This window comes from Streptomyces sp. NPDC020681 (assembly GCF_044334895.1).
Classification (GTDB): Bacteria; Actinomycetota; Actinomycetes; order Streptomycetales; family Streptomycetaceae; genus Streptomyces.
Genome location: NZ_JBIRTX010000001.1, coordinates 780,646 through 804,774 on the forward strand (window position 1 = coordinate 780,646; position 24,129 = coordinate 804,774).

The window sequence follows — 24,129 nt, forward strand, 5'->3', positions numbered from 1 at the left end:
CGTTCAGCCATGGGTCGGCCGACCATACCGCAGCGCCCTGCCGGGTCAACCTGTAGGCCCGGCAGGGCACTTGACACATTCAGTACAAAACGGCTCAGGGTGCTCGGTCACACCCCCGCGTTGAGGAAGATACCGCCGTCCACGACCAGCGTCTGCCCCGTGATCCAGTCCGATTGGTCGGACGTGAGAAACGCGGCCGCTCCGCCGATGTCCTGCGGCACCCCCAGCCTACCCAGAGGGTACGCTGCGGCCGCCTCGGCCTCCCGGCCTTCGTACAGAGCCTCCGCAAACTTGGTCTTGACCACGGCCGGAGCGATCGCGTTGACCCGTACACCGGGCGCGAACTCATGCGCCAGCTGAAGGGTCAGATTGACCATGGCGGCCTTGCTCATGCCGTAGGCGCCGATGAAGGGCGAAGGAGCGATGCCGGCGACGGACGCGATGTTCACGATCGCGCCGCCGTTCTCCTTCTGCCAGGCCTTCCAGGTCTGCTGCGCGAAGCCGAGCGCCGAGATCACATTGGTCTCGTACACCTTGCGCGCCACATTCAGGTCCAGCTCGGCCATCGGCGAGTACACCGGGTTCGTGCCGGCGTTGTTCACCAGGAAGTCGACGCGGCCGAAGGCCTCCATGGTGCGCTCGACGGCGACGGCCTGGTGCGCCTCGTCGTGGGCCTTGCCCGCGACGGCGATCACCCGGTCCGCGCCGAGCCTCTCCACGGCCTCCTTGAGCGCGTCCTCACCACGGCCGGTGATGCACACCCGGTCGCCGCGCGCGACGAGCGCCTCGGCGACTCCGTAGCCGATGCCGCGGCTCGCGCCGGTGATCAGCGCGACCTTTCCGCTGTCAGGTACCTCTGCGGTCATGTTGTCGCCTCCCGGTTCAGTTGAGCGGTCCGCCGGCCACGTACATGACCTGGCCGGAGATGAAGCCGGCGTCGTCGCCGGTGAAGAAGGCGATGGCGCCCGCGACGTCCTCGGGACGCCCGACGCGCTGGACCGGGATCTGGGTCGCGGCGGCGGCCTGGAACTCCTCGAAGCCCATGCCCATGCGGGCGGCCGTCTGGGCGGTCATCTCGGTGACGATGAAGCCCGGAGCGACGGCGTTCGCGGTGATGCCGAACTTGCCGAGCTCCTTGGCGAGGGTCTTGGTGAAGCCCTGGAGACCGGCCTTGACGGCGGAGTAGTTGGCCTGGCCGCGGTTGCCCAGCGCGGAGCTGGAGGAGAGCGAGACGATACGGCCGAAGCCCGCGTCCACCATGTGCTTCTGGCAGGCCTTGGCCATCAGGAAGGCGCCCTTGAGGTGCACGTTCACGACGGTGTCCCAGTCGGACTCGCTCATCTTGAAGAGGAGGTTGTCGCGGAGCACTCCGGCGTTGTTGACGAGGATCGTCGGCGCGCCGAGCTCGGCGGCGACGCGCGCCACGGCGGCCTCGACCTGGGCGCTGTCGGAGACGTCGCAGCCGACAGCGATGGCCTTGCCGCCGGCGGCGGTGATCTTCTCGACGGTGTCCTTGCAGGCCGCCTCGTCGAGGTCGAGTACGGCGACGGCGCGGCCCTCGGCCGCAAGTCGTACCGCGGTGGCGGCGCCAATGCCGCGCGCCGCCCCGGTCACGACGGCGACTCGCTGCTCGGTGGTGGACATGCTGGTTCTCCTCGCCCTTGGATGCGGCCCACCCCGTCCGGACGTCCCGTCCGCGGATGAGCGACCGCTTAGTACCTTCAGCAGACGAGACGCTAGAAGCCCTGGCACTCGGTGTCAACGGCCGACCGCGTGCACCCGGTCACTCAGGGTCCCCGATGCGCCATTCTCAGCGCACCAGCAGTGCGAGCAGCCGTTCGACCTCGGCCGCGGGATCGGCGGTCAGTCCGGTGTGGACCGGGCCCGGCTGTACGACGGTGGAGCGCGGCGCGATCAGCCAGCGGAAGCGGCGTCCGGCATCGTCACGGGCCGCCTGACCCGCGTCCGTACCGCCGCGGCAGACGCCTTCGACGGCATGCAGCGCGGCCCGTACACCGGTCACGTCGGCGTGCGGATCCAGCGCCTTGAGCTTCTCCTCGTTCAGATACGTCCGGGCCGCGACGAAGGACCGGGCACGGCAGTAGACCACCACACCGGCGTTGAAGCACTCGCCGCGCTCGACCCGCGGCACCACGCGCAGCAGCGCGTACTCGAAGACCTGGCGCTCGCTCACTTCGCGCCCTCCTGGTGCGGCCAGGGGCCGGTCAGCCAGCCGGGCGCCTGAGACGGGCCGCCCTTGCTCGGCTGGCCGAGGGTGATCCGCTCGTGGATGGTCGCGGCGCGCGGCAGCAGGGCCTCCACATAGGCGCGGCGCAGTGCGTCGGTGGTCCCGAAGCCCGGCTCGTCGACCAGCCACTCGTCGGGGACGTCTGCGGCGACCTCGGTCAGCAGCTCCTCGGTGACCAGCGGCGCGAGCTCGGCCGCGGCCGCCGCGATGTCCGGCGCGAAGCGGGCCAGCGCGTGGTCGGACGCGTCGTACGGCTTGGCGGCGGAGGCTGCCGCGCCCGGCCAGTTGTGGTGCCAGATCATCGTCGCGCCATGGTCGATCAGCCAGAGATCGCCGTGCCAGACCAGCATGTTGGGGTTGCGCCAGGACCGGTCGACATTGTTGATCAGCCCGTCGAACCAGACGACCTTGCCGGCCTCGGCCGCGTCCACCTCATAGGCGAGCGGATCGAAGCCCAGCGAACCCGGCAGGAAGTCCATCCCGAGATTCAGCCCGCCGCTCGCCTTCAGCAGCTCCTGGACCTCCTGGTCGGGCTCGCCGAGCCCGATCACCGGGTCGAGCTGGACGGCGACAAGATCCGGCACGCGCAGCCCCAGCCGCCGCCCCAGCTGTCCGCAGACGACCTCGGCGACCAGCGTCTTGCGGCCCTGTCCCGCGCCGGTGAACTTCATGACGTACGTACCGAGATCGTCGGCCTCGACGATGCCCGGGAGCGAGCCGCCTTCACGCAGGGGCGTGACATAGCGGGTCGCTGTGACCTCTGTCAGCATTTCGCCAGGCTATCCGGTGGCTCGACCCGCCTCCGGCACGAAGTGAGCGTAGTGATCAAGTACGGTCGTCGGCGTCAGAGGCGACGGCCACCTGTCGGTCCTGTCGTCCGCCTGGATGGCGAATGCTCCGGCGTACCCCTCCGGCACCACCACATCGCCAAGTACCCAACCCTGTGGTCCGCGTCCGGACAGCGCGCCCGTACCGACGTAGTCCAGAGCGGGGTCACGTGAGAGGCCGGTACCAATCCCCTTCAGGTAGGCCTCCTTGCGCGCCCACGCGCGGGCGAAAGCCTGCGACTTGGTGTGATCGGGCTCCTGGGAAAGTTCCGCCTCCTCCACCGGATGCAAGGAGGACGCAAGCCGCGCAACGGTATCCGGACGCGGAGTCCGCTCCACATCCACGCCCACCGGATTGTCGGCGATCCCGATCAACACGACATCGCCACTGTGGGAAAGCGAGAAGTGAACACCTCCACCCTGCACCGCAGGACGCCCGTGCAAGTCGCCGCAGGAGGGGCACGGTTCTCGAACCAGCCGCACCGCACCGGCGGCGGTTCCCAGATGGGCACCGAGCAGCAGCCGAAGCGCCACATGCGCAACGACGTAGCACCGGCGATCTGCGCTCCGTTCGAAGGCCGCCGCACGTTCCCGCTCACCGTCGTCAAGGACTTCAGGAGCGAGACGAGCAGCGCTGTCCCCCTGACTCAGAGCATCCACGACGTGCAGCGACAGCAACTATCGGGCCTCGCCGCGGACCAGGTCCGCGGCCCGTTCGGCCAGCATGACGGCGGGGGCGTGGGTGTGACCTCGGATGATGCGCGGGATCACGGAGGTGTCCACGATGCGCAGTCCAGGAACATGACGGACCCTCAGTTCGTGGTCGACCACCGCGGTTTCGTCGTCCGGCAGGCCCATACGGCAGGTGCCGACCGGGTGGAAGAGCGTGCCCGTGTGCTCCCGTGCGTGCTGGAGCAGGGCCTCGTCGCTCATCCCGTCGGCCCACGGGGACATGGCCCCGCCCACCAGGGCCCGCAAGGCGTCGGTGGTGAAGAGGCGTTCGGCGAAGCGGGCCCCGGCCGCGAGTCGGTGGAGGTCCTCCTGGGCCGACAGGTACCGCGGGTCGATCAGGGGTGGCGTGGCCGGGTCGGGGCCCTGGAGGGTGACGGTGCCCCGGCTCTCTGGTTGCAGGAGCACAACGCCCACGGTCAGCCCGTCGGCGAGGGCATCGTCCTGGAACGCGATGGGCGCCCAGATGACTTCGAGGTCGGGTGGGCCTGGGCGGCCGTCGCTGCGGAAGAATCCGACAGCCTCGGCGATGTTGGAGGTCAGCGGTCCGAGCCGGTCCTCCTCGAACTGCTTTTGCGCATGGGCGGTTTCGGCTTCCGCGAGGCGTACGGGGGTGACCGCGTGCCGGATGACATCGAGTGTCACGTGGTCGTGCAGATTGCGGCCCACTCCGGGAAGGTGGACGCGTGGCTCGACGCCTGCCGCCCGCAGTTCTTGCTCGTCGCCGATGCCGGACAGCATCAAGAGGTGCGGTGAACCGACGGCGCCGGCGCTGAGGATCACCTCGCGGCGTGCCGTGAGCCGGGCCGTGGCCAGCTCCACGCCGCGGGCGTGTCCGTTCTCCAGCACGATGCGCCGGGCTTGTTGTCCGGCGAACAGGGTCAGGTTGTCGCGCTCGAGGGCCGGGCGCAGGTAGCCGTCGGCGGAGCTCCACCGGGTGCCGTTGCGCTGGTTGAGCGGGGTGAGTGCGCTGCCGGTCAGGTGCGGACCGCCGAGGCCGCCCGGGACGGGCCCGAGTCCGAGTTCCGCGCAGGCTCGCAGGAAGTGGGCCGTGGACGGGTCGGGGTCGCGGGGCGGCGAGATCCACAGAGGGCCGTCGTCACCGTACGAGGTGCCCTCGGCCGCGGCTCCTGCCCAGCGTTCCGCCTTGCGCAGGTAGGGCCGGACGGTGTGCCACGACCAGGTGGGGCCGGCCGTGCGCCCCCATGCGTCGTAGTCGTCGGCGGAACCCGGTATCCACATCTGGAAGTTGAGCGACGAGGAGCCGCCCAGGACCTTGCCGCGAGGCCAGTCGACGCTGCGGTTGCCGATGCCGGGCTGGGGCACGGTCTCGTAGCCCCAGTCGAGTTCCGTACCGAGCAGGGCGAGTGAGGCGCCGGGAATGCGGATCGCCGGGTCGGAGTCGGGTCCGCCCGCCTCGACCAGTGCGACACGCACGGCCGGGTCCTCGGTGAGCCGGGCGGCCAGTACGCATCCGGCCGACCCGGCGCCCACGATCACGTAGTCGAACAGCTCGTCGTCCATGGTCAGACCTGCTTCAGGAAGACGGGCAGCGCGCGGTGTCCGTTGGACACGAACGACTCCAGGGGCTGGAGCCGGTCCGTCGTGACGGCCAGGCTGATGTCGGGGAAGCGGCTGAAGAGTTCGGGCAGGGCGAGCGAGGCCTCCAGGCGGGCCAGTGGAGCGCCGACGCAGCGGTGTACCCCGTGCCCGAAGGAGATGTGGTCGGTGCGCGTGGACCGGGTGATGTCGAAGGCGTCGGCCTCGGCGCCGTGGACGGCCGGGTCCCGGCCGACGGCGCTGTACGAGATGATCAGGGCGTCGCCCTTGGCGATCGTCACCTCGTCGGCCTCGATGTCCTCGACGGCGAAGCGCATGGGCAGGTTGGCGATGGGCGCCTCGTGGCGCAGCGCCTCGTCGATCGCGTCGTCCCAGGATGCGTCGCCGTCCCGGATGAGACGCAACTGCTCGGGATGGGTGAGCAGGGAGTGGATGGCGTGGTCGAGCAGATTGACCGTGGTCTCGTGGCCGGCGCCGATCATCAGCAGGACCATGTCCACGAGTTCGGTCTCGTCCAGTCCGGCGGATTCCTCGTCGTCGCGCGCGGCGATGAGTGCGCTCACCAGGTCGTCGCCGGGCGTCCGGCGCTTGTGCGCGATGAGCGCGGTCATCAGGCCGTGCAGCTCCTGCCCGGTGGCCTGCACCTCCTCCAGGGTGGCGGAGGTACGGAACATGTCGGCCACGACCCGGAAGAGGTCGTCGCGCATGCCCTGCGGGATGCCGAGGAGTTCGCAGATCACCCGGATCGCGAGGGGGTAGGCGAAGGCGCCGCGGATGTCGACGGGCCGGCCGGGTGCCGTGGAGGCCATGTCGTCCAGCAGGTCCGAGACGAGGGTCTCGACCGTGGGGCGCAGGGCGGCGGTGCGGCGGGCGGTGAACGCCTTGGCGATCAGCTTGCGCAGCCGCCGGTGGTCACCGCCGTAGGCGTTGATCATGCTGCGTTCGGCCACCCACGAGGCAAGCGGCCAGCTGCGGGCGAGTTCGCCCTCGCCGTTCTCCCAGGCGGGCCAGTGCAGATAGGCGTCCTTGGAGACCCGGTCGTCGGTCAGCAGGCTTTTGGCCAGGGCGGAGTCGGTCACCACCCAGGCGGTCACTCCGCCGGGCAGCTCCGCCTGTGCGGCGGGTCCCCGTGCGCGGAGCAGCGCGCCCTCGTCGTGGATGGCGCTGCCGCTGGGGTCGATTCGAAGAGGTGCTGGTTGCTCAGTCATCGGTTCTCCGGCACGGTCGCGTGGGTGGGTGTTCACCGGTCGAGGACCTGGCCCGCGGCGCGCAGGCCCGACTCGATGGCGCCGTCGACCCAGCCGCTCCATCCGGTGGCGATGTCGCTGGTGGCGAAGGAGAGACGGCCGACGGGGCGCTGGACGGTGCGCAGCGGACCCGTGAGCTGGCCCGGGCGCTTGTATGTCCAGCCGCCGCGCGCATAGGGGTCGTTGCCCCAGTCGTGCCCCCTGACGGCGAGGACCTCGGCGTCAGGGGCCCAGCGCCGCAGCGATGCCTGGATCTGCTCGCGGTTGGTCACGTCGAGCGCGGGGTCGGCGCTGAAGGCGAAGGCGAGGTGGCCGTCGCCGAGGCGCTGCGTGGGTATGACGTCCCCGAGACCGGGCACGCCCTCCGCTCCGGCGGCGTAGAACAGGCCCTTGTCGCTGCGGATGTGGAGCCAGATCTTCTTGGCCGACGGGACGGCGACGGTCTCGTCCGCGAGGCCGCGGTATGCCTGGGGCAGTCCGGGCGCGAACGTAATCCGGTTCCAGACGTTGACGGGTACGGCGACCACGGCCGCGGCGGCGCGGTAGGTCGTCCCTCTCCTGGTCGTGACGCGGACGTGGCTGCCGTTGTCCTCGATCCTCGTCACGGGCGAGTTCAGGCGCAGGTCCGCGTCGGCGTCGGCGAGCATGGCCTCGATGAAGGCGGCCGTGCCGTGGACGAGACGGGAGGACGTGGCGCTGGAGAACTTGTCGTAGTTCCAGTCGGACAGAGCCCACCACTGCGCCATCTGCGTCAGCGAGCCGCGGGCCGAGCCACCCGAGAGGCCACCGAGGTTGCCGGTGACCCAGGCCCGGTCCACCGGTGGGAGGTTCAGGGCGTCGATCCGTTCGATCAGGGTCGTCCGGTCGAGCGGACGCACCAAGTCCTCACGGGCGAACGGGTCGAGGGGGCGCGGGAAGTACTGCTCGGAACCGTCGAAGACGGGGGTGACGAGTTCGGCGAGCCGGCCGAATCCCTCGGCCGGGGTGTAGGCGCGATAGCCCTCCTCGGCGGGGAAGAACGCGACGTCCGGCGCCTCGTCGGTGGTGCGCTGCACGTTGTAGTGCAGCAGTTCCTTCCACGCGTGCGGGTGCCCCTCGTCGAACCAGGCGCCGCCGAGTTCGACCTTCTCGCCGGCGAACTCGGCGGTGTAGGTGCGGCCGCCGATGCGGTCCTGGGCCTCGAGGACGAGCGGCCGCAAGCCGTTGCGCCGCAGTTCGCGTGCGGCGGTGACACCCGCGAAGCCGGCGCCGATGACGATGACGTCGTGACCGCCCGCCTCCGCGGGTTCCGCGGCCGCCCTGGAGACGCCCGTCGCGCCGAGCAGTGCCGTCAGGCCGGCCGCCTTGAGTACGGTTCGTCGTCCGGCGCCGGTGGCTGCGACCGCCGGTATCGCGGGGTCACCAGGACGGGTGTCGGGGCTCACGGTGTCTCCTTGATGGTCTTGAGTGCGGACGGAGGTTCCTCAGGCGGACGGTTTGCGCAGTTCCTCGATGAGGCTCGACAGGCTGTCGGAGCCGTGTCCGCGCGCGACTCGTCGTTCGATGAGGGCCTGGACGGGAAGCAGGAGGTCCGGGCTGACGCCCTGGGAGCGGGAGGCGCTCACCAAGTGCGCGATGGCTTCCTTGTTGACGTTGAGCGTGGAGATGTCCGTGGTGTAGTCCTTCCGGTCCACCTCTTCGGCCAGCCGCGGCAGGTAGGGCACGGCCACGTGGTTGAGCCAGCCGGTGGCGTACGGCAGGAAGGCCTCGGCGGTGACTCCCTCGGTGGCGACGAGTGCCAGGGCGTGGATGTTGCCTGCGACGGTCGACCAGAGGATGCCGAGCAGGGCCACGTCGTAGAGCGAGGGGAGCCCCGTGTCGCTGCCGAGGTAGGTGGTCGCGCCGCCCAGGACGCGGAGGGTTTCCTCATGGTCGGAGTAGGCGCGCGAGGAGCCACCGTAGAAGATGAGCGCCTGGGGCTGTCCCACCAGCGGCGGGATCGCCATGATCGCGCCGTCGAGGTACTCGATGCCGTGCCGTTCCGCCCAGGCAGCGGTGGTGCGGGCCTCTTCGGGAGTGCTCGACGTCAGGTTGACGAGCACGCGGCCCTTGAGGTTCTCGCTCTCGGAATCGAGGACCTGGTGCACCGCTTCGTCGTTGGACAGGCAGACGACCACGAGAGGGCCGGCAGAGACGGCTTCGCCGACGGTGTCGGCGCCCAACGCGCCCTGGTCGGTGAGCAGTTCGGTCTTGCGGGGCGAGCGGTTCCACACGGTCGTCGGGTGGCCCTGGCCGAGGAAGGCGGCGGCCAGGGCGGTGCCCATCATGCCCAGACCGATGACGGTGACCGGTGTCCTTGTGGTCGAGGCGGTGTTCGTGCTCATACTCGGAGTCCTCCGGCACAGCCGTGCGGCGGGGCGCTGTGCGTGGTCGATGCGACGGTTCCTGGGGGTGCCGTCCGGCCGGGCCGGACGAAGGGCGGCCTTACAGCAGCGGTGTTTCGGGGTCGAGGCCGAGCAGGACCCGCCCGTGCAGTTCGAGGTTGGTGCTCAGCAGCAGGAAGCCGTGCAGGGAGAACCCCTCGACGTCCCGGAAGAAGCGCTGCAGGGGAACGCTGCGCTGGATGACCGAGGCGCCGCTGGTCCGGTAGAGGATCTCGACGGCTTCCTTGGCGAGCTGGACGGCGTAGGCGCCCTGGCCGCGGATGGTGGCCTTCTCCTCCAGGGTCGGCTGCTCGCCGGCGTCGGCACGGTCCTGAAGGACCTTCAGCCACACCGATTCGAGGGCCTTCGCAGCCGCGATCTTGTTGGCGGCCTCGGCCACCTGAATCTGCGTCAGCGGATGCAGAGCCTGGTTCTCCCAGGAGGTGTACGCGATGGCCCGGCCCGGGATCCGCTCCAGGAACAGCTCCAGGGCGCCCTGGGCGGTGCCGAGGAAGGTGGCTACGGTCTCCGCCATCACGAAGGCGAAGAGCCCGTAGTTGCGGCCGTTCGCACCGGTGTTGGTGCGGTCCGGCGTGGCGTTGAAGATCGCGTCGCCGAAGTCGACGACCCGGTGGGCCGGTACGAACACGTCCTTCGCGGTGCTGGTCGAGCTACCGGTACCGGAGGCCGCGGAGGTGTGCCAGTCGTCGGCGATCGTGAACTCGGACATGGGAACGATGGCGATGACCTCGGCGTGCGTGCCGTCGGGGTTCTCGAGGATGGTGGCCGCGATGTTCCAGTCGGCGCCGCGGCAGCCCGTGTTGAAGCGCCAGCTGCCGTTGAGGACGTAGCCGCCTTCGGCCGGCTTGAGCGTGCCGGTCGGCGTGAAGCCGCCGGAGACGCGTACGGAGGGCTGGGCGAAGATCTCCTCCTGGGCGCGGTCGGGAAACAGGGTGGCCAGCCAGGTGCTGGACACCCATACCGAGGCGACCCATCCGGTCGACGGGCAGCCGCGCGCGACCTCCGCCAGGATCTTCGTCTGTTCGGCGACCGGCAGGTCGAGCCCGCCGAAGCGCGACGGCGTGGCGATGCGGAACACGCCGGTCTTCTCCAGGAGGTCGATGTTCTCCTGCGGGATCCAGCGCTGTTCCTCGGCCTGCTGTCCGTTCTCACGAAGCTTGGGAACGATGTCCTGGACGGCGTGCACGACGGACTGGGCGTCGATGGCTGCGGTGGTCACCACGTCTCCTTGTTCTGGTCTGGGTTGCGGGGTCGCGACAGTGAGCCGCGGAGGTGCCGCGGGGTCGCGCTACGGGTGTCTCGGAGGTCGGCGGCGGCCGCGCGCCTCGGTCTCGGTGACGGCTTTGGCGTCGCCGGAGTTGGGATACGAGCACGCTAACGGGGCCTGCCGAACCGCCCGCGCATCGTGCGGTAACGGGCCGCTCACTGACGTGATGGAGGCAGCGGGCGGCGGCGACGGTTGGGCGTCAGCCTGCGACGACCGTGGGGTGCGCGGGGGCGATCACAGTCCCCGCGCGGCCCTCGATGCGCAGACGCAGGGGCAGGTGCGGTTCGGGACTGGCGGAGCTGAGGATCTGCGCCTGGAGACGCTGCAGTTCCACCGATGGCACCAGGCCCAGCTCGCGCTTGAGGATGCGGTAGAGGTTCTGGTACGCCTGCAGGGCCTCGGCCCGGCGCCCTGAGCGGTGGAGCGCGGTGATGAGCTGGCCGTGCAGCCACTCGTGCAGTGGGTGGCTGTTGACCAGCGACCGCAGTTCGGGGAGGAACTCCCGGTGCCTGCCGAGTCGTAGTTCGGTCTCCGCACGCAGTTCGAGAGCGCGGATCTTGAGTTCTTCCAGCCTTGCCACCTGACCGACGAGCACGTCTCCGGCGGGGACGTTACTGAGCGCCGGGCCGCGCCACAGGGACATGGCCTGCTTCAACTCCCCGGCCGCCCGCTGGGGGTCGCCTTCGGTGAGTTCCCACTGAGCCCGCTGGACCAACCGCTCGAAGCGGCAGACGTCCACCTCTTCGTCCTCGACGTCGACGCGGTAGCCGGGTGCCTGGGTGGCCAGCAACTGACGGTCGGAAGTGGCCACTTGCAGGTCGGACAGCATGCGGCGGGCGTGATAGATGTGCGTCTGGAGGGTCCGGGCTGCGCCGGCGGGGGCGTCGTCGCCCCACAGCTCCCTGATGAGGGTGCCCGTCGCCACGGCCTCACGCGGCTGCAGCGCCAACACGGCCAGGAGCTGACAGAGCTTCGGCGCGTTGGGAGCAAAGGTCCGGCCGTCGTCGGTGGCTATCTCGAAAGGGCCGAGAAGGCTGATCTGCACTACGCACACTCCTGGTTCCGGGTCGTTCTGCGGCGAGCGTCGGGGCTTTGGTGCGGCGTTTCCGACAGTAGAAAAGAGATTCGAGCCGAAGACGTTGCGTGCGCAGAGAGTGTCAAGTTACCGGATGGTAGGTAGGTTCTGTGTGGCCGACCTCATACGCCGACTGCGGTCCGCCTCGGCCAGGCGGCGATGCAGTGGGCGACGGACGCCAGGGTGACGTGCCGGTGCCAGCCCGGGTAGGACCGCCCGGCGAAGTCCCTCATGCCCACGCCTTCGGAGATCGCGTCGAAGTCCCGCTCCACGACGTCCGGAAGACGGGTGAGCGCGAGGACCGGGGCGAGTGACGCCGCCGGGGAACCCGTCAGCCAGAGCCGGCCGCCGGAGCGCCCGTCCTTGGCCCACTCGCCCACCAGCAGCAGGCCGGTCTCGTCCGACGACGCCCGTCGCGGCCCGACGACCGGAATGGCCGCTGCCAGAGTCGGACCGTCACCCGGATTGACCGCCCGCCGAAGGCGGGTCAGCGTCTTCGCGAGCTCGCCCGCGGTGCGCAGCCGGCCCCCGTACATGGGCAGTTCGTGCGGGTCCAGACGCAGTTGCTCGGCCGGGTCGACACGCACGAGAAAGGACAGTCCCAGCGAGGCGAGATGACGGGCCAGCCCCACGGCATCGGTGAGCTCCGCGTCCACGACGACCGGGATGCGAGGGACCTGGCCCGCCTCCAAGGCGTCGGCCACCACCCCGCGGACGCAGTCGTCGAGGGTGCCCGCCGCGGCTCCCGACGGGATGTTGGCCCGCTGCCGCAGCGGGGCCCGCATCCAGCGGTCGGAGAGCAGCAGACGCCAGCCGACGGGAATGGCGCAGTGATTGGAGGCCAGCCACGCACCCACCGCCTGCTGGCCGTTGACCGCCTGCCCCAGCCGCGGCACATAGTGCTCGTCGACGCCGATCGTGTGGCTGCCGACCTTGGGAATCACCGTGGGCCTGATCACCAGGGCGAGCGGGTCGAAGGCTTCGTGCACGCACCGGGCGAGCGCGTGACGCACCGGCATCCACTGCCACGGGGACGCGGTGATGAAGTGATGGACGCTCTGCTGCGCAGCCGCGCCCTCGAACTGTGCTGCGACGTTGCGCAGAGTCTTGCGTCCCGGCAGGACGAGCAGGCCGCAGACGTACTGCTGCGCCTTGACGCGTTGCTCCCTGCGGCGCAGCGAGGCGAACAGCAATGAGGCGAACTCGCCGCAGAAGCGGTGGGACGACTCAGGCGTCAACGTGCCCCCGGCGCCCGTGGATTGAGACAGCTTTCCGCCCATCGATCCCCCTGTTGTGGACGGCGGCCGCAGCCGCGACCGCACCTCGGTCTACCGCTGGTCTCTTGTCATCCACCCCGAGAAAGCGACCAGCTGTCCGGTTCCTGTGCGCACCCCTCCTGAGCTCTGGAATCGCCTCTGGTCAGGCAAAACACAGATCTCAGCAAAGGCAGGTACGGCGCCTGCGGGACCACCCACGCTCAGAACCGAGCCGGGAGGCCTCAGAAACCGGACGTAAGTCATCCTAAGCGAAAGGTGTGGATCGCGTGAGGGGCGGGAGAACGCGGCGAGGCTCTCCGACGGCGAACGAGCCGAGCAGAAACCGTATTTGCGTCCGGTTCCTGCTCGTCACCCGGCTCCGACGCGTGCTAGACGGCCTGCGAGCGCACCATCCCCAGGAGGCGTTCCGCCCGGTACGGGGACGTGTCCAGTCTCGCAAGCACGCCGCTGGAGGCGATGTTGGGCAGGATCAGCGCGAACAGGCTGGATATCTCCTCGGACAGACTCCGCTCCGGGATCACCTCGGTGACCAGCTGCACCCCGGTCCAGGCGCCCACCAGCAGCCGCGCCGTCTCGGCGGGATCCACGTGAGGAAGCAACTCCCCCTTCTCCTGGGCCTCGACGAGCAGGCGGTGGCCCACCTCGACCCAGTCCGGCCACCGGGTGCCGAACAGGCTGCGCGACAACGGGTCGACCGACAGCCGTATCGAGGCGCGCAGCAGGGGCTCACGGGGGACCCGGTGGGCCAGGATGAGGGCGATGTCCACCCATTCCTGCAGCTTGAAGACCTGGGGATGGACACCGTCGAGCGTGACGGCCTCGTCGAGCACCGCGCGTGCCAGCTCCTCCTTCGTGGTGAAGTGGAAATAGAGGCCGCCCCGGGTGAGGTTGATGCGCTCCAGCAGTGCACCGATGGTGGTCGCCTCGTACCCCACCTCGTTGAACAGCACAGAGGCCGCCTCCAGGATGGCCCTCCGGGTACGGATCGCGCGTTCCTGTCTCGCCAACGTGCCCTCCTGGTCAGTTCTTTACTAGTGCTTGAAGTCACATTTACTCTCGGCCGAAAACCGACCGGAGGGCCGGTACTTTACAAGTAGAACTCACTAGCTCCGCGCTTGGACCTGGGGGAACCTTGCACAAGCACAGTGAACAGCTCCGGCCTGCCCTGGGCCGGACGGATCGGCTGCGCGACTACACCCATCTGCATCACGGCCCATCGGTACTCGTCACCGGCTGGAATCGGATCACCGACCACAGCTTCGAACTGACCGCCCGCTGGCCGGCATCCTACGAGAAGTGGCCCTACGACCCTCGGCTCCTGACCCAGACCATCAGGCAGAGCGGGTTGATCGTTGGTCACGGCGAACGGGAGGTCCCGCTCACTCATCAGACCCTGCTGCACCATCTCAACTTCACCATCAAGCCTGGTTTCCACGTGCCGCAAGGCGACCGTCCGGAGCTGGACGTCGAAGTCGTCGTGACGAACGGTTCCGGTTCACAGCCCGCCAGGAACAGCCTGGCCCTCGACATCCGCATCGCATACAAGGGCGAGAACGTGGTGCGTGCGGACACGGTCTTCGGCTGGGTGTCGCCCGCCGCCTACCGGCGGCTGCGCGGAGACCGTCTCAGCGTCGACTGGGGGCAGTGGCCGGTGCCACCAGCCGTCGAACCGGACACCGTCGGCCGGCCCACCACCGACGAGGTGGTGCTTGCCGCCACCGATGAGCCGCTGCGGTGGCAGTTACGCTACGACGTGGACAACCGGCTGCTCTTCGATCACCCGGTCGACCACGTGCCAGGGCTGGCACTTCTGGAGGCCGCACAGCAGGCCGCCCACGCCGCTGTGGCACCGGCGTACTTCGAGCCCACCAGGGTCGCGGTCGCCTACCAGCAGTACGTCGAGTTCGACCAGCCGTGCTGGATCCTGGCTGAGCCGCCTTCTGACCAAAAGGCCGGAAAGCTCGCCGTCGTCGTCACTGGTGTGCAGGACGGCCGGCAAGCTTTCCGGGTCGAGTTCAGCGGCCGGGCGGGATAGCCGGCCGCGCTGTCACTGGTTGACGAATCCTCCGTCCACCGGCACCACGACGCCGGTGAGGAACGGGCAGCGGTCGCTCAGGAGCCATGCCGCCGCCTCCGCGATCTCCTCTGGCCCCGCCGTTCTTCCTTGCGGGGTCAGGGAGTTGGCGAGTTGCTCAAGACCGGGGTTGCGTCCGAACCAGTCCGTCGTGATCTCGCTCCGCGTGGTTCCGGGAGCGACGGCGTTCACCCGGATGCCCTGCTTGGCGTACTCGTCGGCGGCAGCCCGGGTGAACCCGACGACGGCGTGTTTGGAGGCGATGTACGGCGCGGCGGCAGGAATCGCCACGAGCCCTGCCACGCTGCTGTTGTTGACGATGCTGCCGCCTCCCCGCGGAAGCATCGCCGCTATTTCATGGCGCAGGCAGTTCCACAGGCCGCGCACGTTGATGTCCATGATGGAGTCGTACACATCGTCCTGCATGAGGTGCAGAGGGGTGCGATCGCCGCCTATGCCGGCGTTGTTAAAAGCGGAGTCCAGGCGTCCGAACTCGGAGACGGCGAAATCCACGGCCGCCGCCGCCTGTTCGGCCACGGATACGTCACTGACGACATAGGCGGCTTGGGCTCCACCGTCCCGCAGCTCGTCCACCATCGCGGCCAAACGGTCCTTCCGGCGTGCGGTGAGGACCACGGTCGCGCCCTCGCGGGCGAAGACTCGCGCTGCCGCGGCGCCAATTCCGCTGCTCGCCCCCGTAACGAGAACTACTTTGTCCAACAGAAGATCACTGGTCATCCACGGAGTCTGACAGACAGGCTGCGGGACATTCTCCGGTCCGGCTCGCATGCGGTCCCTCACACGGAATCCGGAATCGGGGATTCACGCACTGACCGCCCCAACGCCTTCACCACTGCCGCCGGTTCGCGGGCCGACCCGACCGAGTTTCCGGGCTCCATGAGCAGCAGCACCGCGCACTCCAGAAGCACGGTGGCGACCACCGCCTCCTGCCGGGCAGACAACGCCGGCTGCGGGCGGAAGGGAGGGCGGCCCGCCTGCTCCGGGCCGGGTACGAGGGCTCTCGCCAGGATGTGCCGGGCGCGTCGCAGCAGGGCGGTGCGCAAGGCCCTGTCGTCGCGTTCCTGCGGACTGAGCGCAGAGGGCACACAGGCTTCGAAACGCCTGAGCACCGCAGCTCCGAAGGGGTCGCGCAGGACGTCACCGTCCGACGGCCCGCGCGGCAGCGAGTGCACCAGCGACCTGTTCAGACCCTCGTTGAGCGCATCGACGAACCATCGCCCGATGGCGGCCTCGGGGACGCTCATGACACGTCTGCGGATCCGGTCTGCTGGAACGCCCCGTCGAAGAAGAGCAGCCCGGCGCCGCCGGGGCTCTTGCTCGCGTTGATCACGTTCCCGAGGAATATCGAGTGGTCACCGGAGTCGTGGAACTCGGTGAGTTCGCACTCCAGCCAGGCCAATGCCCCGTGCAGCAAAGGAGCCTGGGTGAGCTCGCCCGGCTCCCAGTCGAATCGGCGGAACTGTTCCGGGCCCAATGGGCGGCTCTTGTCGGCGAAATGGCGCGCCAGGCTCTCCTGGCCCGCGCCGAGAACGGAGACGGCGAACCGCTTCTGCGCCAGCACTGCCTTGTGCATCACCGCGCTGTGGGCGACGCAGCACAACACGGTGGGCGGGTCGAGCGATACGGAGGTGAAAGCATTGGCGGTCATTCCGTGGATGTCGTCGCCGCCAACACTCAGCACGATGACACCGGTGGCGAAACGTGCCATCGATTCCCGCAAGGATGACGGAGTCATCGGAATTCGGTTGGCAATCTTGTCAGTGGATACAGAAATCATGCCGAACCCTTCAGGAGACTGATGCTGAGAACATAGGACGGGCAAATCCCTGACCGTCCATTCACGGGTAACCCCCCGCCCAGCGCTCCCGGTCGGCGCTCACGTGTCCGCAGGCGTGTACGTGCCCCACACCTCGCGCAGCGCGTCACAGACCTCGCCGACGGTCGCGCCCGCGGCCAGGGCGTCCTTCATGGGGTGGAGAACGTTGCCGGCGCCCGTGGCCGCAGTCCGCATCCGGTTCATGCCGTCGCGCACACGCCGGTCCTCCCGCCAGGCTCGCAGCTTGGCGATGCGCTCCGCCTGCCGCGTCTCGACGGCCGGGTCGACGGGCCCAGCGGTGCCGGCCTGACGGCGCGCTCCGCCGTGCTCCGTCTCTCCGGCCCGGAAGTCCTGCGCAGTGTCCCGTGTCCAGAAGCCGCGCTCGATCGCGGCGAGTGCTCCGCCCGACTTCCGTACGGCGCCCATCACTTGCTGGGCAGCCGACTCGATGTCGTGGGTCATCGACTCGACGACGCACGAGCCGGTGAACGGATCGGCCGTCGCGGTCACCAGGTCCGCACCGTACTGCCGCGCCGTCGACCGCAGCAGCCACGACCTGGGGTCGCGTGCCGCGAGCCGCTCCCGCATCACGCGGGCCCAGATCCGGCGCGCCGCCCGCAATGTGGCCACCTCTTCGAGCAGTGTGCTGCGGGCCGCGAAGGAGAAGGACAGCCGGGGTGCGACCAGGTCCACCGCCGTCCCTGCCGCCACCGCCGCACGGACGTACTCGATCCCGTTCGACAGCGTGAACGCGACTTCTTCGGCCGGCGAGGCCCCCGCCCGCGCCATCCGGTCCCCCGAGACCGAGATCGCGGTCCAGCGGGGAATCTCCGTCCGGCAGTACGCCAGCGTGTCCGCGACCAGCCGCAGTGACGGTCCGGGCGGAAAGATGCCGGTGCCGCCCGCGACGTACTCCTCGAGGATGTCGTTGTGCACCGCGCCGGCGAGTTCCGTCCCCACGACCCCCTGTTCCTCGCCCACCAGCTGGTAGAGCAGCAACAGGACGGCCGCCGGGGCGCAGATCTCCAGGGACGTCGACACCCGGTCCAGCGGCACTCCCCCGAACAGCACTCGCATGTCGTCCACGGAGTCGACGGCCACGCCGGCCACGCCGACCTCGCCGCGGGCCGGTGGCATGTCCGAGTCGTAGCCCCGCCGCGTCGGCAGATCGAAGGCCACCGACAGCTCGGTGGCGCCGTTCGCGATCAGCTGCCGGTGGCGTGCGCCGGCCTCCACCACCGTGCCGGAACCCATGTGCTGACGCGTCGTCCACGGCCGCCCCGTGCAGGTCGACCCGTGCACCCCGCGCGTGAACGGGTGCCGTCCCGGCTCTCCGGGCCACACCGGCCGGTACCGTTCCGCGCGGGCGCGTGGTCCCCGAACCGGCTCGGCCGACGGTCCCTGCTCCGGCTTGTGCGCCATCGGCTGTACCTCCTGGTCGACTGTGCACAGGTCTCCGCGACGCGAATCCCGGGCAGGCGCTCAGCGTGCCCGGCCGCCGCTGACGCTCGGCGTCCGCTCACGCGCGGCAGACCGGAGGAACTCCACCAACTGTCTGCTGGTAGTGGTGGTTTCCTCTGTCCGGCCCAGGGTGACGGTGGTCGCGTGGCTCTTGCCCCCGGCCCAGGCCGGGCGGCGCAGCAGCAGCTCGGGGCCGGCTGAGGCGACCACGAACAGGGGGGCCGGTCCCGCGGACTCCGCCAGCTCCTCGACGATGTCCAGGACGCCCGTGCCCGCGCGGTGGAGGTCGTCGATGCACAGCACGACCGGCAGGTGCTGCGCCGCCTTCTGGAAGAAGTCGCGCCAGGCGGCCAGGGTCTCGGCCGCGGGCACGGCGGCGGGCTCGGCGTCGGCCTGGGTGTCCAGCAGGGGCATCAGGCAGGACAGGATCCAGCGCGCGCTCCGGTCGGAACGGAACAGGAAGCGCACTTGGGTGGTGAGGGCGGACCGCGCCGACTCCGGGTCGTCGCCCGGCCGTATGCCGCAGTAGGCGGCCAGGATCTGTGCCTGGGCCTTCAAGGGGTGTTCGGTGGGTGCGGCGGGGGTACGGCCCGTCAGGACCGTGGCCTTGCCCGGACGGGTTCCCATACGGCGACCGAACTCCCGCAGCAGACGGCTCTTTCCGGATTCGGACTCCCCCAGCACCGTCACCATGTGGGGTATCGCGCGGTCCCGGCTGCGCTTGACCAGCCCGCACAGGAGGTCGAGTTCGTACGCCGTGTCCGGGTCCTCGGCACCCGCCTCCTGCCGCGTCGCCTTGCGGCCGACCGCGAACCAGCCGGAGGGCCGGACGACCGCACGGCGGTAGGCGACCGTGTCCTCGGTCGCACGGCGGACCGCGTCGCTGGCCAGCACCTGGCCGGCCGGCACGTCGGACAGCAGCGACTGCGACTCGTCCAGCACCGCGCCGACGGCCGTGGGCGCGTCCGCCTTGCCGGAGTAACGGAGCAGCACCTCACCCGTCATCACCGAGGCGTGCACCGACAGCGATGTCAGGCCGGGCTCGGAACCGCTGGACACGTCGAGCACGTTGCGGATCGCCAGCGCCGCCAGCACGGCCTGGTCCGCGCCGCCGTCACCCGAGCCGTCGAGCCCGAACAGCGCCTGCGAGACGGACCCCATGGATGCCGTCACCGTGCCGCCGTACCGCTCGATCTGCTCCCTGACCACCGTGGCGGCGGCATCCAGAATGTCGTCCACGCCGTCGCCGACACCGTCACCGAGGTGAGGGGTCAGCCGGGTGCGGACCGACACGACACTGACAAGACGGCGCTGGATGCCCGTGTCCTGCCTCGCCGCTTCCTGACGACTCTGCGCCGGGATGCCCGCCTGCGCGACGGGAGGGCATCCGGAATCCGTGGGTGACGGCTCGGTGCGTACCGTGCCCGTGCCTGCCGTCTCGGCGCCGGTCCTCTGCGGAGGGACCGTTTGTGTGCGGACCGTCTGTGTGGGGACCGTCTGTGTGAGGACCGGCCGGGCGACGACCTGAGCCGAGTCCAGGGACAGCAGCGGGTCCTGCGTCAGAATCGCCCGCTGCAACTGCTGGAGGCCGTGGCCGGGCTCCAGGCCCAGGTTCTCGATCAGCAGCGACCGTACGCGGCTGAAGACATTGAGCGCGTCCGCCTGCCGGCCACAGCGGTACAGCGCCAGCATCAGCTGGCCGCACGACCGTTCCCGCAGCGGCTCGGCCGCCACCATGGTCTCCAGCTCCGCGAGTACGGCGTGGTGGCGGCCGCACGTCAGCTGCGCGTCGAAGTAGTCCTCCGTCACATCCAGCCGGGTGTTCTGGAGAGAAGCCAGTTCCGGCCACTCGAGGCCGGCCTCGACCAGGTCCGCCAGGGCGGAGCCGCGCCACAGGTCCAGCGCGTCGCGCAGCAGCACCGCCGCCTCGGCCGCGTCGCCCTGGGCGCGCTTCTCGCGGCCCTGGCCGACCCACTGGTGGAACAGGTGCAGGTCCACCTGCTCGGGTGCCACGCGCATCATGTAACCGGGCGGCTGGGTCAGCAGCGTTGCGACACCGGAGGCGTCATCCGGCGGAGACGAGAGGACGCCGCGCAGCCCGTACACGGCGTTCTGCAGGATCTTCCGCGCGGTCGTCGGCGCGTTGTCGTCGGGCCACAGGGCGTTCAGCAGCCGGCTCGTGGGGACCACCCGGTTGGCCTGGAGCAGCAGGAAGCCGAGCGTGCCACGCTGCTTGGTGCCTCTCAGCTCGACCGGCATGCCGTCGCAGACGACTTCCAGCGGTCCCAGTACTCGAAACTGCATGTCTCCCCCATCCGAACGCATCCGACAGCCCGGCGGCAGAAGCGCGGCGCACGGTCAGAACGCCGCGCCTCATGCCTGCCAGGATCCGGCCACCATGCTGCGCCGCCGCGGTCCAAGCTCACACAAACCTGGGACAAAGGGGCCCTGGAAGCGCATCGGCCGCGCGACCCCGCGGCCGTGCGGCCGGTGCAACGCGGGTACGGATGGGGGTGTGTGACCGGGCGTCACACACCCATGAAGCGCGCCTCGTCCTGGTCGCGCAGGACGGAGCAGACATCCTTGAGAGCCGCCTCCAACTGGGCGATCTCGGCGTCGGTCAGCAGGACGGACGGCTCAAGGCGGAGCGTGTTCACAGCGCTGCCGGTCGGGAAGAGACGGACGCCGTGCCCGCGCAGCAGGTATCCCGCCACGGCATAGCCGAGGAAGCCCGAGCGGGCGAGATCCTGGATCGTCGCGGCGGCCGACCCCGACTGGTCCTGGAACTCCACGCCCAGCATCAGGCCCGCGCCGCGGACGTCCTTGAGCACATCGGGAAACTCGGCACGGACCGCTTCGAGCATCGTCCGCAGGCTCCTGCCCCGCTCCTCGACGACGCGGTACAGCCGGCCGTCGTCGGCCTCCAGGAGCTCCAGCACCTTGAGGGCGACAAGGCTGGAGAACCCGTCCTTCGCGAAGGTCGAACTGTGCACGAGCTCGAACTCCTTGCGGTATCGGGACTCCCGGATCAGCGCGACGGACGTCTTGGCGACGCCTCCGCCCAGGCTCTTGGCCAGGGTGTAGTAGTCACCGCGCAGCCCGATGAGCGAGCTGGCCAGGAAGGCGCCCGAACGCCCCATGCCGCTCTGGATCTCGTCGACAATGACGGGGCAGTCGATCGCGTCGCAGGCCGTCCTGACCGCCTCCGCGAACTCCCGGTCGACCACGTTGATGCCGCCCTCCCCCTGAATGGGTTCCAGGACGAAGGCGCAGAAGACGGGGAACTCCCGCTCGACCACAGTGACCCTGCCGTCCGCGACAGCCAGGTCGAGCAGCACGCTCCGCTCGGCGTCGATGGTCTTCTGGATGGCGCCCGGCTGATCGAGGGGGATGAAGCGGGCCTGCGCGGCGAGCGCCTTGAAGGGCGTCCGGAAGCCCTCGTTGTGGGTGAGCTGCACACTGCCCACCAGCTTGCCGTGGAAGGCACCCTCGGGAGCGAGGAACAAGGGCGCCCTGGACATCCGCTGGGCGTTCCACCGGTCGATGTGTGCGATCAGTTCCTCGACGTCCTGGACCCGGTCGCCGGTGCGGCCTCCGCCGAACCGGTCGTAGACGCTGTCCGCCGGCACGGCGAGGCCGACGTGCACCAGGGAACGCACGTGCTCCACATGCTCGTTGATCTCCGCGCTCAGCGCCGCCGCCTTGAGCGTACGGTCGAGCTCGGCGTGCTTGACGGCCGCCTCGACCGCCTCGGCGCCGCTGTTGGCGAAGATCGCGAAGTAGCGCTCGTCGTCGCCCAGTTCGCGCCGCAGCACGGTGTTGAGCGCGGCGGCCAGCCGATTGGCGTGCGGAGCCCGCGAGAACTGGGCGTGGATCGGGAGGTGCGAGCGGAGCAGGTCCTGGGCGTACGTCACGATCTCGGGGTGGTTGTGTCCGAGGATCAGCGACCCGAAGCCCCCCACGAAATCGAGCACGGGTACCTCGCGCTGTTCCTCGTCGAGACGGTAGAGGGTGTTGCCCTCCGCCCGGACGTACTCGACGTCGAGGCCGACCGCGGCCAGCACCTCGGCGAGGTGGGGTTCCGCGAGACCGGCTTCGGAGGCTGTGGCGTTCATGTCGACTCCCTTGGGATCCCGGGACGTTGGCGCCCCGGCTGTTCGGATGCGGTGCGGCCCGGCACGGCGGCGCGGCGCGGCGCACAACGGAAGTGGGGCGCGGCCGTCCGTCACCGGCCGCGGCGCACAACGGAAGTGGGGCGCGGCCGTCCGTCACCGGCCGGCCGCGCCCCACTCGCTCGGCTCGCCGGCCTTGCCGGCACCGGGAGACTGTCGCCTCGCCGGTCAGACGACGGCGAAGCCCTTCTCGTCCTGGCGCCGCAGGACGCCGCACACCGCGCGCAGGGCCCTCTCCAGCTGCGCGATGTCCTCGTCGCTGACGTAGATGGACGGCTCGAACCGGAACGTGTGCATGGCGCTCGCGGTGGTGAACGTACGGATGCCGTGGTTGCGCAGGAGATAGCCGGCGACGGCAAACCCGATCATGCCGTGCTGGGTCTGTTCGCGGATGACCTCGGACGCGGCCTCCGACTGGTCCTGGAACTCCATGCCCAGCATCAGGCCTCGGCCGCGAACGTCCTTGACGACGTCCGGGAAGTCGGCGCGGACCGCTTCCAGCATGGTCTTCAGCTTGCCGCCGCGCTCCACGCCCGCGCGGTACGCCTGCCCGCCGTCCGCCTCCAGCATCTCGATCACCTTGAGGGCGATGAGGGAGGAGAAGCTGTCCTTGCCGAAGGTCGAGCTGTGGATGAGCTCGAAGTCGTGGCGGTAGCGGCCCTCCCGGATCAGCACCACACCGGTCTTGGCGATGCCGCCGGCCAGACTCTTGGCCAGGATGATGTAGTCACCGCGCAGCCCGATGTGCGACGCGGCGAAGAAGGCGCCGGAGCGGCCCGTGCCGCACTGGATCTCGTCGGAGACGACCGGACAGCCCAGCTCGGCGGACACCTGCTCGATCGCCCGCGCGAACTCCTGGCTGAGCGGCCGGATTCCCGCTTCGCCCCGGATCGGCTCCAGGAAGAAGGCCCCGAAGACGGGGAAGTCACGCTCGACGACGCGGACCACACCCTCTTCGACCACGACGTCGAGCACCGGGACGCGCTCGTCGCTGACGATCTTCGCGAGGGCGTCGGGCTGGTCGGCGGGCACGAAACGGGCCTGCGCGGACAGCGACTTGAAGGGAGTGCGGAACATCTCGTTGTAGGTGAGCTGGATGCTGCTCGCCAGCTTCCCGTGGAAGGACCCCTCGATGGTGAGGAAGAGCGGCGGGGTGGCGGCGGCCGCCCCGTTGCGTCGCTGGATCTCCGCGATCAGGTCCTCGAACCCGGTGCTCCCCGCCACGCCGGCCAGTCCGTACGCATCCGGGGACACCTGCGCGGTGCCGTCGCTCACGGCAGCCCGGGCGGCCCCGATGTTGTCCTCGACGCCGCCGAGGAGTTCCCGTGCGCGTTGCAGCCGGTCGAACTCCGCGTGCTTGATCGCGATTTCGACGGCCTCCGCCCCGGAGTTGCCGAACAGGGCGTAATAGGGCTCGTCCGTGTGCAGCTCACGCTTGATGATCTTGTTGAGAGTGGTCGCGAGGTCGTTGGTGTGCGAGTGCCGTGCCAGCTGCGTGTGCACCGGGATCTTCGCGTCCAGGATCTCCTTGGCGCGCTCGGCGATCTCGGAGTTGTTGTGGCCGAGCATCAGGGAGCCGAAGCCGCACGCGAAGTCCACGACCCGGTGCTCATGGCCCTGTTCGTCGGTGTAGTGGAGAGCGTTGCCCTCGGCTCGGGTGTACTCGACGTCGAGCCCGAACGGAGAGAGCATCTGTCGCACGTTGGCGTCGGCGAGCACGGGCGCGGCGACTGCAGTCATTTCGTCCCCAGTTTCTCTTTTTTGATGTTGCGTCAGTGGACCAGCCGGCTGCCGGGATGGGACCCGGGCCCCAGCAACGGGCCTCGGCGCGCCGCGGCCCGTGTGGGTGTCGGCTCCGGGCGCGGGCGGGCCCTGCCGTGGCGGCAGTCCACGCATGCGAGTGGGAGATTCCGGAGCCTCTGCGAGGCTAGG

At 69.7% G+C, this 24,129-nt stretch carries 21 protein-coding genes; 1 reads left to right on the plus strand and 20 read right to left on the minus strand.

All coding sequences use genetic code 11. The features are described 5' to 3' along the window. Positions 1-107: 107 nt before the first annotated feature. The 13 genes from ACH4YL_RS03285 to ACH4YL_RS03345 all read right to left on the minus strand — a co-directional run bounded on the left by ACH4YL_RS03285 (position 108) and on the right by ACH4YL_RS03345 (position 13,660). A complete protein-coding gene (locus tag ACH4YL_RS03285; protein ID WP_398504274.1) occupies positions 108-866 on the minus strand; it encodes an SDR family oxidoreductase in 759 nt (252 codons plus the stop codon). 16 nt (positions 867-882) lie between these two features. After that, positions 883-1,644 (minus strand): 3-oxoacyl-ACP reductase FabG, encoded by a 762-nt coding sequence (fabG, locus tag ACH4YL_RS03290; protein WP_398504276.1) that lies wholly within the window; start codon positions 1,642-1,644, stop codon positions 883-885. Between the two features lie 166 nt (positions 1,645-1,810). Beyond that, the gene (locus ACH4YL_RS03295; RefSeq protein WP_398504278.1) at positions 1,811-2,194 is read right to left on the minus strand and encodes a DUF3037 domain-containing protein; all 384 of its coding nucleotides are present in this window, start codon (positions 2,192-2,194) and stop codon (positions 1,811-1,813) included. After that, positions 2,191-3,018, minus strand: coding sequence for a HipA family kinase (locus tag ACH4YL_RS03300; protein WP_398504280.1), 828 nt, complete (start codon positions 3,016-3,018; stop codon positions 2,191-2,193). The genes ACH4YL_RS03295 and ACH4YL_RS03300 overlap by 4 nt, the downstream gene beginning before the upstream one ends. Before the next feature lie 9 nt (positions 3,019-3,027). After that, a complete protein-coding gene (locus ACH4YL_RS03305; RefSeq protein WP_398504282.1) occupies positions 3,028-3,753 on the minus strand; it encodes a 4'-phosphopantetheinyl transferase family protein in 726 nt (241 codons plus the stop codon). Beyond that, positions 3,754-5,328 carry a GMC family oxidoreductase gene (locus ACH4YL_RS03310; RefSeq protein ID WP_398504284.1) on the minus strand — a complete coding sequence of 525 codons (1,575 nt, stop codon included), beginning with the start codon at positions 5,326-5,328 and terminating at the stop codon, positions 3,754-3,756. 2 nt (positions 5,329-5,330) lie between these two features. Next, a complete protein-coding gene (locus tag ACH4YL_RS03315) occupies positions 5,331-6,572 on the minus strand; it encodes a cytochrome P450 (RefSeq protein WP_398504286.1) in 1,242 nt (413 codons plus the stop codon). A gap of 32 nt (positions 6,573-6,604) precedes the next feature. After that, positions 6,605-8,035 (minus strand): flavin monoamine oxidase family protein, encoded by a 1,431-nt coding sequence (locus ACH4YL_RS03320; RefSeq protein ID WP_398504288.1) that lies wholly within the window; start codon positions 8,033-8,035, stop codon positions 6,605-6,607. A 39-nt stretch (positions 8,036-8,074) separates the two neighbouring features. Further along, on the minus strand, positions 8,075-8,974 hold the full coding sequence (locus tag ACH4YL_RS03325; RefSeq protein WP_398504290.1) for an NAD(P)-dependent oxidoreductase: 900 nt from the start codon (positions 8,972-8,974) through the stop codon (positions 8,075-8,077). A gap of 100 nt (positions 8,975-9,074) precedes the next feature. Continuing rightward, positions 9,075-10,253, minus strand: a complete 1,179-nt coding sequence (locus ACH4YL_RS03330; protein WP_398504292.1) for an acyl-CoA dehydrogenase family protein — start codon at positions 10,251-10,253, stop codon at positions 9,075-9,077. 247 nt (positions 10,254-10,500) lie between these two features. After that, on the minus strand, positions 10,501-11,346 hold the full coding sequence (locus tag ACH4YL_RS03335; protein WP_398504294.1) for a BTAD domain-containing putative transcriptional regulator: 846 nt from the start codon (positions 11,344-11,346) through the stop codon (positions 10,501-10,503). Between the two features lie 152 nt (positions 11,347-11,498). Continuing rightward, entirely contained in the window at positions 11,499-12,614 is a 1,116-nt protein-coding gene (locus tag ACH4YL_RS03340) for an IS701 family transposase (protein ID WP_398504296.1), read from the minus strand. Positions 12,615-13,021: 407 nt separating this feature from the next. Further along, on the minus strand, positions 13,022-13,660 hold the full coding sequence (locus tag ACH4YL_RS03345) for a ScbR family autoregulator-binding transcription factor (protein ID WP_398504298.1): 639 nt from the start codon (positions 13,658-13,660) through the stop codon (positions 13,022-13,024). A gap of 125 nt (positions 13,661-13,785) precedes the next feature. On the opposite strand from ACH4YL_RS03345, the gene ACH4YL_RS03350 reads away from it, so the two are divergent. Next, positions 13,786-14,688 carry a ScbA/BarX family gamma-butyrolactone biosynthesis protein gene (locus ACH4YL_RS03350; protein WP_398504300.1) on the plus strand — a complete coding sequence of 301 codons (903 nt, stop codon included), beginning with the start codon at positions 13,786-13,788 and terminating at the stop codon, positions 14,686-14,688. A 12-nt stretch (positions 14,689-14,700) separates the two neighbouring features. Here the strand turns inward: ACH4YL_RS03350 and ACH4YL_RS03355 are convergent, their stop codons facing one another. The 7 genes from ACH4YL_RS03355 to ACH4YL_RS03385 form a co-directional block, all read right to left on the minus strand. Beyond that, positions 14,701-15,465: an SDR family NAD(P)-dependent oxidoreductase gene (locus ACH4YL_RS03355; RefSeq protein WP_398504302.1), complete on the minus strand. Its 765-nt coding sequence runs from the start codon at positions 15,463-15,465 to the stop codon at positions 14,701-14,703. Positions 15,466-15,524: 59 nt separating this feature from the next. Continuing rightward, complete coding sequence (locus ACH4YL_RS03360) at positions 15,525-15,992, minus strand: hypothetical protein (RefSeq protein ID WP_398504304.1); 468 nt, start codon at positions 15,990-15,992, stop codon at positions 15,525-15,527. Next, positions 15,989-16,456: a flavin reductase family protein gene (locus tag ACH4YL_RS03365; protein ID WP_398504306.1), complete on the minus strand. Its 468-nt coding sequence runs from the start codon at positions 16,454-16,456 to the stop codon at positions 15,989-15,991. The genes ACH4YL_RS03360 and ACH4YL_RS03365 overlap by 4 nt, the downstream gene beginning before the upstream one ends. A 168-nt stretch (positions 16,457-16,624) precedes the next feature. Next, the gene (locus ACH4YL_RS03370; protein ID WP_398504308.1) at positions 16,625-17,986 is read right to left on the minus strand and encodes a methylmalonyl-CoA mutase family protein; all 1,362 of its coding nucleotides are present in this window, start codon (positions 17,984-17,986) and stop codon (positions 16,625-16,627) included. A gap of 60 nt (positions 17,987-18,046) precedes the next feature. Continuing rightward, positions 18,047-20,329 carry a BTAD domain-containing putative transcriptional regulator gene (locus ACH4YL_RS03375; RefSeq protein ID WP_398504310.1) on the minus strand — a complete coding sequence of 761 codons (2,283 nt, stop codon included), beginning with the start codon at positions 20,327-20,329 and terminating at the stop codon, positions 18,047-18,049. A 224-nt stretch (positions 20,330-20,553) separates the two neighbouring features. Then, positions 20,554-22,140 carry an aspartate aminotransferase family protein gene (locus ACH4YL_RS03380; protein WP_398504312.1) on the minus strand — a complete coding sequence of 529 codons (1,587 nt, stop codon included), beginning with the start codon at positions 22,138-22,140 and terminating at the stop codon, positions 20,554-20,556. A 225-nt stretch (positions 22,141-22,365) separates the two neighbouring features. Beyond that, positions 22,366-23,937, minus strand: coding sequence for an aspartate aminotransferase family protein (locus ACH4YL_RS03385; protein ID WP_398504314.1), 1,572 nt, complete (start codon positions 23,935-23,937; stop codon positions 22,366-22,368). Positions 23,938-24,129: the final 192 nt, after the last annotated feature.